At 33.5% G+C, this 11,958-nt stretch carries 8 protein-coding genes; all 8 read right to left on the reverse strand.

The features are described 5' to 3' along the window. Nucleotides 1-66 precede the first annotated feature (66 nt). The 8 genes from GMD78_RS21710 to GMD78_RS05100 all read right to left on the reverse strand — a co-directional run bounded on the left by GMD78_RS21710 (nucleotide 67) and on the right by GMD78_RS05100 (nucleotide 11,883). The gene (locus GMD78_RS21710) at nucleotides 67-201 is read right to left on the reverse strand and encodes a hypothetical protein (protein ID WP_281349678.1); all 135 of its coding nucleotides are present in this window, start codon (nucleotides 199-201) and stop codon (nucleotides 67-69) included. Nucleotides 202-551: 350 nt separating this feature from the next. Next, entirely contained in the window at nucleotides 552-863 is a 312-nt protein-coding gene (locus GMD78_RS05070) for a hypothetical protein (RefSeq protein ID WP_155667662.1), read from the reverse strand. A 35-nt stretch (nucleotides 864-898) separates the two neighbouring features. Beyond that, a complete protein-coding gene (locus tag GMD78_RS05075) occupies nucleotides 899-1,846 on the reverse strand; it encodes an HNH endonuclease (protein WP_155667663.1) in 948 nt (315 codons plus the stop codon). A gap of 226 nt (nucleotides 1,847-2,072) precedes the next feature. After that, nucleotides 2,073-4,577, reverse strand: coding sequence for a restriction endonuclease-like protein (locus tag GMD78_RS05080; protein ID WP_155667664.1), 2,505 nt, complete (start codon nucleotides 4,575-4,577; stop codon nucleotides 2,073-2,075). After that, entirely contained in the window at nucleotides 4,549-6,621 is a 2,073-nt protein-coding gene (locus tag GMD78_RS05085; RefSeq protein WP_155667665.1) for an McrB family protein, read from the reverse strand. Before GMD78_RS05085 ends, GMD78_RS05080 begins: the two co-directional genes overlap by 29 nt. A gap of 547 nt (nucleotides 6,622-7,168) precedes the next feature. Next, on the reverse strand, nucleotides 7,169-7,456 hold the full coding sequence (locus tag GMD78_RS05090; RefSeq protein WP_155667666.1) for a hypothetical protein: 288 nt from the start codon (nucleotides 7,454-7,456) through the stop codon (nucleotides 7,169-7,171). A gap of 300 nt (nucleotides 7,457-7,756) precedes the next feature. Continuing rightward, nucleotides 7,757-8,062, reverse strand: a complete 306-nt coding sequence (locus GMD78_RS05095; RefSeq protein WP_196493729.1) for a hypothetical protein — start codon at nucleotides 8,060-8,062, stop codon at nucleotides 7,757-7,759. 551 nt (nucleotides 8,063-8,613) lie between these two features. Continuing rightward, nucleotides 8,614-11,883: an ATP-binding protein gene (locus tag GMD78_RS05100; RefSeq protein ID WP_196493730.1), complete on the reverse strand. Its 3,270-nt coding sequence runs from the start codon at nucleotides 11,881-11,883 to the stop codon at nucleotides 8,614-8,616. Nucleotides 11,884-11,958: the final 75 nt, after the last annotated feature.

Consider the following 11,958-nt stretch of genomic DNA (forward strand, 5'->3'; position numbering starts at 1 on the left):
TATAAGCTAATGACATGATCCAGTTCTATCAACCGATCTTGTGTTAACCAACAACAACATCCAATTTTATTCAAAATAATTTTCTTGAATAAAAGCTAAATAATGCCATGTTGTTGCACTTCCAGCTTCAATGTAAGACAATACTCTTTCTATGTCCTTATAATATATATTTTCACTTACATATGCGCTTTTTAGTTTCATTTCAACTATCACAATTATATTTCATACAGACACCTAAATAATTCTCTTCTGTCTTATCAGGATCTATAGTCGCTACAACTAAACCAATCCTTCTCCTTGTGTATAGTACTCCGTATAAATACGCACATTGTTACGAATGAGAAATTCTTCTCCTAGTCTTCTTCTCAAATGAAAATAAAAGCATTTTTCATTGAATCTTCTTTTAATAAACACTAAATATCAGAGTCCTGTTTAATGTCTTCCATCTCAACTTTTATATTGTTTTTATCTACTATTTCAATTTTGAATGATCATCCACTGAAACATTAGCACCTACTTGTTTTGTACCTTGTGCTAATAAATCGCAGTACTTAGTACTTTATATTACATATCTGATCCCCCTGCCTATTTTTACAACTTAAATCATTATCATTAACCTTCTTAATCCATTCTATTGCTTCTTCAATGGTATTAATACTTAATTTGTTTTTGGATATCCATTCCCCATCTTTATACAATCTAAAGTAACTTCCTTCTGGATTGATATCACCTATTACGTTCTTTCTACGACTCTTTGGATTTCTTGTGATACATTCACCATTAATACGTTCGCTTTTAAGATGTTTGTTGAGTATGATTTGTGGTATATCTGCAAGTCTTTCTAATAAAATCTTATTTTCCATTTATTTTGTACTCCCACTCTTAAATATTATTAGATCTATATACTATTCTCTTCAATCCATTTCAACAAAAATTCTCGATTATTCTCATACCATTGTGAACACAGATAATATTTCTTTCCAAAAATGGTTAATGGATCCTTATAGTATCTATTTCTGCCTTTAGAGTCTTGTTTTTGCACATCAAAATCCTTTGTTTCATCTATTTCTTTTAATAATGGAAAGTTTAATTTAAATACTTCCTTAGAGTATTCTAATGTTTGAAATAACTCAATTTGATTAATAGGAACCCGATTACTGACTAATACTCTTTTCAATTCTTCTTTTACAATGACACTAACTTTACGTTTATTTTTGATAGTATCTGACTTAACACTAACCTTTTCTGATTCATTAGTTTTTGCTGAACTAAGTCCAAATGATGGATTTATGCTTCTACTAACCGTATGCTTAATTTCATCTGATAAAATTTGACTCTTTCGCATCATGTTATGTAAGTTATCACAGTTCTTCCAATGCTCTTCCCAAGCCTCTTTACCTACAATTTCTTCAAAACTAACTTTTATAGGTTTGCTCCATCTCTCATACTCTTCAAGTCTAGTAATTATCAATTGTAACTGATCAACATTACGTGTTTTGGGAGATAACTGTGCATCCCCCATGATCCAGTCTTTCCAATATGAATTTCCTTTTGATTGATTACACTTCCCGCAAGAAGGCACTAAATTATTAATCTCAGAGATATATCCGGTTGGTCTTTTATTTTGAATCAGTGGCCTAAAGTGGTCCCATTCAGTATAGCTCCCACCACAATAAGCACATCGTATGAAATCAGACATTCCTAATATATTTAGCACTTCCATTATTTCCACTTCAGAAGGTTCAATACAAGGAATAACTCCATTAACAAATGCATTCGTAATACTAGATGTACGACCAGTTATTTTAACTGGTGTAGGCATTCTAAATACCAATGTTCCCTTCATTACTTTACTCCCCCTCATTATGAACAAAGATAAAGATTTGATTAGAGTATCTTTTCTATAAAGAACATTAACTTTGAATACTTCCGGATTGTATGCTAGCTACTCCTGTAAATGTTCTCTTTCTCTAAATCCTAACTCATTAAATGTTTTTTTGTTCTAGTTTAGAGATCCTGTTCTTATCCCTATCAATCAAAAACATAATGTTCCACTCCCAAATTTACTATTTTCATCTAACCAATAGTTCACTTACCACCCGAAACACCTTAGAAGGCTGCTCCCTCAATAACTTTAATGAAATTTCAGTATCAGTCTCTCCCCTAGTTATTACAACCTTCTCTTCTTTTTGATCGATCATAACTATCAAACCAAGCACTTCAAATTGAGATACTTTTTCAGCCAAATCAACACTCGCACTATCTAATTGAAGACTTGAACGCTTGGAGATTCTTCTTAACATTTTCCATATCTTCATTTCTTCGGGTGATTTCATAAAAAGTTCAGGAAGTTCAGTAGCTTCTTTTAAGTTATATAAGGTAGTCATCATATAATGCATAATCCCATACTTAACTGGCTTAATAGCTTTATCGAGTGACTTCCATAACTTAACTTCAAACACAACATACTTTCCAGTGCTACTAACAACGCTAAAATCATTACCGTTACTAAATTTTATTTCCTCGATTTCACCAAATAAGGAAACTCCATCTTGATTCCCGAATTCTTTCTTTGGAAGATACAGTCCAACATACTTAGCTTCCTGCCAGCCCGCTCTTAAATTTTCTAACGGGATAATAAATCTTTTGTTCTTCAGACTGTCTTGATAAGTGGCATCGTTTTCCACTTTTCCTATTAAAACCTTCTCTTCTAAAGAAGACTGCCACGTGTCTAATGTACCTTTTGGAAGAATCCCCTCTTCTTGCAATTCCTCTGGACTTTTCTCAATCAACCTTTCGATAAATTGCTCTACTAATCGTGTGCTATTTGGTAAGAAAGGAAATCCACCAATATTTACCTGGTCTATACTTTTATAAAAGTCATGCTCCTCATAACCCTCTTCATCAAACCAAGGAAATAAAACATACGCTCCAAATGAGTATCTTTCGTATGGCCCATTCTCTTTTTGAACCAATGCATCCCTATAGCGGTGCATCGTATTGATATCTTCTTCTAAAGGTCCGGGTTGTAGGTAATTTCGCTTATAATAGGTACCTTCCGCTGCAAAATCAATTCGGTACTTCGCATCAAAAATATAATGATAGGCGTGATTTTTACCATTTTTCTCGATACTTAGTATGGAATCAGGCTTTTGTGATACAGTAGGAAGTTTCCGGTTTGCCTTTTGAAAATGCAAGGTGACCTTCTCACTAGTAACTGGATGTTTAAATACTCTTTTAGCAGAAGCAGTTTCATCCAACCGCACAATTAGCCCGCTACGTTTTACCTTTATAATATCTTGACTGACCATTGGGTATTTTGCAGCTAGGATTTGTCCCAACTTTATAAATGTCCAATATTCATATAAGGTAGCAACATCTTTAACAGACATATTATAAAGTTGTCCATGAAGAATAAGTCCGCGAGATACTGTTAAATAAATTTTATAAACATCCCTATAACCTGGTGCCATCTGCATAACTAAGCTCATAACAGAACGATCAAGTTCATCCACTTGTCTCCAAATGGGGGACCTAATTTTCCCTTCAAGCTTTGTCCTCATCTGACTTATTTTTTGAAGGAGATCAGCATCATTTTCTTTTTTATAAGGATGATTTGGTGATTCGATCGTATCTAGTAGACCATCTAATTTATTCACTAACCGCTTCATCATATATTTAATAAATTGATTTTCTAACGTATTATAAGACAATTCCTTTTTCACATTAAGACCGTGTTCAGGCATCATCTTCTGCCCATTTATTGATAGTCCGTCTAAAACTTTTCGAAACAGTTGGGGTCGTTTCCTTAAATAGTTACGCCCTAAAGCATCTACTTTCTTCAGTTGATCTCCCCTCACCTTTTTATAGGTTTTGATTAATTGGTGGTGAGGTTGTCTCTCAATCACGTTGATCGAATTCATCAGACTGGTGAAATGATTATCAAATAAACGATAAAATTCTGACCACGTAGGTTGTGAAGTTATCGAAGTCGTCGCACCTAAATAAGTCTTTTTAATAAAATCGTACGCTAGATTGTATACTTCTTCGTTCACTTCTTCTAATAGCTTTTTGTAATCCTCTTTATAATTTAACTTAATGGGATAAATCTCCATCGTAACTTGAAGTAAAACAGTCTTATTTTCATCATGAATTTCAAAAGTCGAATATCCTACTTCATTTTGAAACTGAAGGTTTCCCATCAACACTTGGTGTGGGTGTGTGCCAACACTTGTAACAGCTTTACGTAAAGCCGGATGCTCATGATAGAAGGATAGCTTCTTATCACTTTTTGGTGTAATTACTAATTGATAGACTCGATTTTCAAAAAATATAGGAGCTACATGTAAATTACTTGTCAATTTTTCCTCTTTCAAATCATAGATTAATACCGATTGAACACCTTCTCCTGTTGCGGAAAACTCCATCGTTTCTTCTATTTCAATCATTTTATAGTTTTGTAAACCCTCATACCTATCGTGAAAAGGTTTACCCTTTATATATAAATGGAAATCGTTCGTTTCTATTTCTACTAATTCCGTATCCTCATTAACCGATCCAGAAAGAAGTGAAGCCATCAATCTGCCCCCTTCTAAGCATCTCATGTACTTTCTTCGCAGATTTTGGATATTTGGCGTTTTCTAAAATCTCTGCTTGATTTTCCGGTTCTTCCTCTTCAAATTGATGATTCGTGCAGTATTCATAAATACTTTCCAATACTTTAAAAGCTCTAGGTTCACTTGCAGTGATTCTTGGTAATATCTTTTGATGTAATTGATAATCAAATGCATTATCAAATCCCATCAAATACCTACTGTAAATTAAATAGAAACAAATTTCATCGCGAACCCTGTATCCGATGTGAGCCTGAATTGGAGTAAGAATCTTATTTATTTCTAGCAGCCTATCCGTGACATCATGGATAATTTGTTGGTGTTTGTCATATGCATCTTTTAAATAAAGGTATTGCGATTGAATTCGTTCATTTGGTAACTGTATCGAACCAACATCACTCGCACTAGAAAAATTAAACCCATCTAATTTTACTTCATTGAATTCAATCGTATTTGCGCGATCCAATACCTTCTTACTAAATGGATGAGTCGTTTCATCCATATTAACCGTACCTATAACATACAAGTTTGGTGGAATAGTTATTTCTTCATTTAACTGCTCCTGTGGTATTAAAGCAGAAGTTTTTATTTCTCCGTCTTTCCACTTTCTACTTTCTATTACACTTAAAAAATCACTAAAATAGTATTCTACTCGTGCAAGATTCATCTCATCTAATACAACAAAATATGGTCTAGATTCATCATTCTGAGCATCTTGTATGAATGTTGTTAGAGGACCAGCTTGGAAGTCCCCCTTAATATCGACATATCCTAATAGGTCTGAACCATCACTCCAGTCCGGCCTAACAGGTACTAACTTAAATCGTCCATTTTCTTCTGTTGCTCCTATACTTTCCGCAAACAATTCTACTATTTTTGTCTTCCCTGTCCCAGAAATCCCAGACAAGATGACAAACGGTTTTGTTCTTAGCGAGAGGAAAAGATTCTTTACCTCATCTTCTTTATAATAAAAACCTTTCGAAGATATATAATTATGTATATGATCAACCATTTCCTTATCCGACAGGTATTCCTTTGAACTTTCACTAGTTTTCTCTTTTGAGGAATCTAAGTTATATTCAGTCATTATTGTTCGCACCTCCACTGGAAAACGATCCGAAAATTGCTGGTATAGATTTTGAGCAAATGTGTTGGAAACTGGATAAAAGTATCCTTGGTTAATATCCCCTTTTCTATTAAAAGGGCCAAGTTCATCTAAGCGCCACTGGATAGGAATCTCTTCTTTAGCAATGGTCGGTTGTAATTCATAATAACCAAGTGCTAACTTATATCCATTTACTTGCCATTCATCACTGGTAATTTCAGTAGGTTTCTGGGCTTCAAACGCCTGTTCTTTAACTATTCCAATTGCCCTCACTTCTTTGGCCGAATAGCAAAGCACAATGTCACCAGCTTTGGCTTCTAATAGTCGTTTATGATGATCTACCTCTCTCCCATGTTTAGCTTTCTGTGGCGCCCAAAGATAGCCCCCATCTTTTTCCTGATTATGTGTCTTCCCCTGGTTCACCCACCAAAAAGATGGTTTTCTTGATTTCTTCTTTTTGGTACGAAACTTTACTTTATATACATAAGGCTCATTTGTTTGATAGAAATCGATAAATTCTGCTTTATCTTCAGGAGTGAAAACAGGTTTCTTAGACTTTTCTTCACGATTTTCTAGTAAATAATTATAAGAAACTGAAAATGATTCTCTTAGATTCTCCTTTAGATTTTTGTTTTGATCGTATCTTAGTTGCAGAGAACCTTTCTCATAATCTTTTCTTCTGTTATTTACTATCTTAGCTTGGTAAGGTTGATCATTAATTATTAACTTTACATTGGCTTCCTCACCAACTTCTAAAGAATTATTTCCGTTAGCAGTGATAAAATCTCTATGAAACTCATTAGGTATTTGTGAACCATACTCGAAAATAGACCAATCTACTTTTTTTGTTGCGATCAAATCTTGTCTTTCGTCCTTTGACCAACTTCTTACTTGTTTAATCATAATTTTTGTCACCAACTTATAATATTTTTCGTTTCTGTACTGGCTATTCCATGGAGTTTATACAATTAAATATAGAGAGTTAAATTACCCTTCTTCTTAATGTGAATGTTCTGGTTAGTTTGCAAAAGGGAAAACCACGCTATATCCGATAACAACTGTTTTATACTTTCCAATAGCTTAAATATCCTATCAAAATGTAATATAATATATAAATAATATTTGAAGTATGTTTAGAACCTTGCCATTACCAATTAATTGTAAACAATCAACTAAAAATAAACTCCTATTTTCATTTCTTTCAAGAACATAGACAGAGCATTTATTATTTCACTTGCTAGACAACTATAACTCCGATCACTTTTCCTACAGCTTATATAAGCTACTTTGTTTTTCAGCTTTTCCTCCGAATTCTGTGAGATTATTTAGTATACATTTCGACATTATAATGTAAAATCCCTCCTAAAAGCACTATTAAAAAATAGACCTGATCTTTGGGTTTCCATTACAAAGACCAGGTTCTAATCATTAAAGAATATAATTTTATACATTAATATGCCTGTATTCCAATTTTCAACAATTTCTTTGGCAAAATATCATCTAGATTTTGTATGTCCCAGTCCTGAATTTCTATCAAATTAAACCCATACTTTTCATATATTTTTAACTTTTCTTCTTTTCTTTTTTGATATTTTGGATCATTTTCCAGTCCCCAGTATTCTATGTATACTTTTCCAACTGGTAAGTAAAAATCAGTGTATACACCTTCTTCTATAGGTAACTTTCTTTCATAAGCATGTATAATTTCAGACATATATAACCAGTTGTCGATTAACATCTCAACCCTCGATATATAAAATGATTGGAGGGTTGGAGTATGAATAAAACCAACCAAGATAAAATATTAGATAAAAGAAAGTAATTGTACGAATTGCTGAAACTCCTAGTTCACTCTCTAACCAATTAACTCATTCGTATCTAAAGAATATTATCCATGAAAGAAATACTCTTCTGGAGAAACTTTCATCTTTACCTAATATTAATGAATATCAAAAATAAATAAGTAATGATAACCCTAAAGATTATTGGATCTGGGCGGTTTTTTTACAAGTTCTCCAAATAAACTAAATCACTCCCCTCAATCACCAAATGGGTTTTTAAGTTGGTGCCAAAAGCTCTCGCCATTTTTATCCAAACTACTTGAGGTTATCGTATATGTATCCGAGTCACTTGTTAAATTCAGGGATACTACATCAAACTGATGACCGTCATAAAATTGATATTGGCCAAAGTTTGTCCGTTCTAAAAGCTCAAATTGTTGATTTTCTTTCAACGTATTGAAATCATTAGTTAGCATACCCTCTAAATAAAATGTATACTGGCGTGAAAAAGGATAGGCTGGTGATTCAAAAACATTTAAGTACTCCTTAACATTTAATACCATTACTTTACCATATTTCACCAATCATAACGCAGTTTAAATATACTTCTTTCACAAAAAAAGAAACACCTTCGTATTATTGTTCTCAAGTTGTTGAGAAACCCTTGACAGAAGTTATTTAAAATTAAAATACTACTGCGCTGTTAACTAACGCTTAAAATCACTTTCTGTAGAGTAAAATGAATCATCATACTATCAATAGCTTAAACAAAGAAATATACAGAGCCTGACATAGGCAAAATCGCCTTAGAATGAATAAAACACATGTAATCTATAAATAAATTAATTCATGCGTTTTATTTTTCGAGATTTGTGCTTCAATTAATTATTTCACCCTTATACCCGATCTCGTTTATTATTTAATAAGTCTTTACAAGGTATAGGCAGACTTTCTAATCATATTATTCTGGAGCTAGACGTACAGGGCTATACTAGTTTAATCACTTAATTTATACTTTCCATGTTTTTAGTGGTAGACATTTATGAAGATCCACTTATAACGACTTTTTTATTTACTTACCTGAAATTTCGAGATGAGGCTCTTTTTACCCATTTCACACGGGATAAATAGGTAATTGAACAAAAAATGTGCTCCCTTTATGTAACTCACTTTCAGCCCAAACATCCCCCTCGTGCGAAAGGATAATTTCCTTTACAATTGATAATCCTAATCCCATACTTCCTAAATTTGTTTCATTCAAAGGTTTAGCTCCTTGATAGAAACGGTTAAAAATATGCTGCAAAACATCTTCGTTCATTCCTTTGCCATTATCATGAATCTCAACGATAATATGATTGCTAGCTTGATCCAAATGAACGGCGAACATAATTTTTCCATTTGTAGAAGTATACTTAATAGCATTGGAAACTAAATTGGAAAAAACCTGATCCATTCTATCTAAGTCTACATAACACACATAGTTATTTAATTGATTGCTAGATTTAATCGATTCGAATTGTCTTCCTGTTTGCATTATCTCTAGCCCAAACTTATTACAAACCCCTTCAATCCAGTACGCAAGATTAACTTCCTTTTTATTCACATTAATTTTACCAAGCTGTAATTTGGATAACTCAAATAAATCACTAATCAAACGATTCAACAGCTGAATCTTGTTCTTAACCATTCCCAAATAGTGGGTGTCATTAGCTGGAATTACTTCTTCTTCTATAGCATGAACATAGCCTTGGATAACAGCAACTGGAGTCCCTAAATCATGTGCAATATTTCCCAATAGCTGACGTCTCGACTGTTCCATTCGACTCAACTCAGCATTTGCCTTCTCTAGGTCGGTGTTTGCTGTTTGCAATTTACGAGTTCGATCATGAACTTTTTCTTCTAATAGCGCATTCATATTTAAAAGCTCTCGATTAATTTGACTTAATTGAATCAACGTCTTAACTCTCGCTAATAACTCCTGCTTTTCACTTGGTTTTACCAAATAATCATTAGCACCTACTTGAAATGAAGTAAGCTTGTCGTACAACTGATTCTTTGCGGTTAACATTAATATGGGCAGTTCTATTAGTGAATATTTTTTTCGTAGCTCCTTACAAACCTCAAAACCCGACATTTTTGGCATCATAATATCAACAATTAATAAATCAACTAAATGATCCTGTTGTATAATTTCCATAACCTCTTCCCCACCTGTAGCAGTTATTACTTCATAACCATCAAGTCTCAATTGGTTTGATAAAACTTGCAAGTTAACAGGTTCATCATCTGCTATCAATATTTTCGCTTTATTTGTATGATCGGGACTTGAACTTGGGACGTCTAGCTCAATTACTTGTTCTGTACGTAATAAAGGTATGATAGAAGCAGATATTTCTTCTAATGATGATTTAGCATTACTATAAGAAATTGGTAGAGTAAAGCTGAATTCCGAACCAACACCAACCTTGGATGTCACACTAATTTCCCCTCCCTGAAGCTCTACCAATTGCTTCGTTATACTTAAGCCTATACCTGTTCCACTTCTATTTCTTGTCTTTCCCAATTCTACCTGATAAAAATAATCAAAAATGGACTCTAATTGGTTAGGAGGTATTCCAATTCCCTGATCGGAAATAGTAAATTTTATATGTTCCTGGACCTTTTCAGCTGTGATCGTAATGTCTCCACTATCTGTGAATTTAATTGCATTTCCTATTAAATTGTAAAAGATTTGTAGCAAGCGATCTCCATCAGCATACACATTTGGAATACTAGAATTAACTTGATTCATAAGCTTAACAGGTTTGTTTTTTACTAGAGGCTCACAAATTGTTATGGCTACATTTATTAAATCCCTCATATTGACGGAATTTAAATGAATGGTCAAATCATTATTTTTTAACTTCGTAAAGTCTAAAATATCGTTCACCAAATTATTTAATCTTCTTCCACTAGTGATAATCATAGAAAGGTGATCCTGCATATCCTTTGATATTTTGTCAGTTGCCCCGTCTCTTAACGTTTCAGCAATTCCAATTATTCCATGCAGAGGTGTTCGCAATTCGTGCGAAGTAGTTGCGAGAAACTCGTCCTTTAATTTATCAGCGTGCCTTAAATTAGCCAACGCTAGTTCCTGATTCTTTTGTGATTCTTGTACAGCCTTTTCTTTATCCGCTCGAAGCATATTAATCCGATCTGCAAGAGCTAGAGACAACAGGATAATTTCTAGACAGGCTGCTATCTGCCACACGTTTTGCGTAAATGCAGTAAGCGCAATGATCCCAGCATCAGCTAATAACGAAAGGATGACTCCAAAGAAGAACAAAAACCAACCAAGAATAAAGAACCTGGCTTGTCGTACTCCATTTTTTAAACAGAGGATTGCTGAACTTAACACAAAAATAATTGAGCCAATGTAACCGATAACCATAATGTTTAGAGCGAGTTGATAGAAAAATAACACCAGTACAGCATTACCAAGATTAAACACAATCAGCCCTTTTAAAATCTTTATTCCATTTGGTAATCGCTTCGGTAAATTAAGAAAGCTATTGGCAAATAAAAGAGTAGCTATCGCCGCAATATTCATAAAAAAGACGATGGACCTAGTATTCCACCAAGGAGAATTTGGCCATAGATACTGGAAGGCAATTCCCTTTAAAGCTAAGGTCACTAGTATGATTAAGATAATATAAAAGACGTAATACAAGTAGCTCATGTGGCGCAATGAGAAATAGAGAAATAGATTATAGAATGCCATAATGCCTGTTACACCATAAAAAATGCCTTGGAGTAAGAAACTTTGCTGTTTTTCCATAACTAGCCCTGACTGACTTCTAACATAAATTGGCATTTGCATAGAGCCTTCCGTTTCAAACCGAAAATAAAATGTTAATTTTTCTCCCGGTTCAATAGAAAACGGATACAAAAAAGTAGGTTGGTGTAGGATTCTATCATAGAATGGGTACTTAGCACCTAAATGCTGGCTGTCCTCAAGGAGGCCTGACTCATTAAAAACATATATATCTATTTCATGTATAGGTGGATAATCTATCTCTAAATATTGATCCGTATAATTTGTATTGTTTATTAATTGAAAGCTAATCCAATACGCAGAGGTGGTGTATCCAAAATTCGGTATTTTTTGTGAGCTATGGATGAATTGATCTTTTAATGGGGCTTTCCGTACATCTTCTATTGTCCACTTTTTATCTTTATCCTCTAATATAAATAAGTTATTGCTTACTAATGTTTCATCTTCCCCCATCTGTAGTTTAATCGTATCCATCACGTCATCAGCCAAAACAGATGTACCAAGAAAACATTGACTAATCAAAAATATAATAATAAAGGCAATAGGCAAATTCAACCGGAAATTCAACACACAATATCCCCCCATATATAAAATATATAAAAATTCAGAAAAATAATCAATTTAATGACAAGTGCCTGTCACTTG

Origin of the sequence: Ornithinibacillus caprae (genome assembly GCF_009728145.1) — a bacterium.
GTDB classification, from domain to species: domain Bacteria; phylum Bacillota; class Bacilli; order Bacillales; family Amphibacillaceae; genus Ornithinibacillus; species Ornithinibacillus caprae.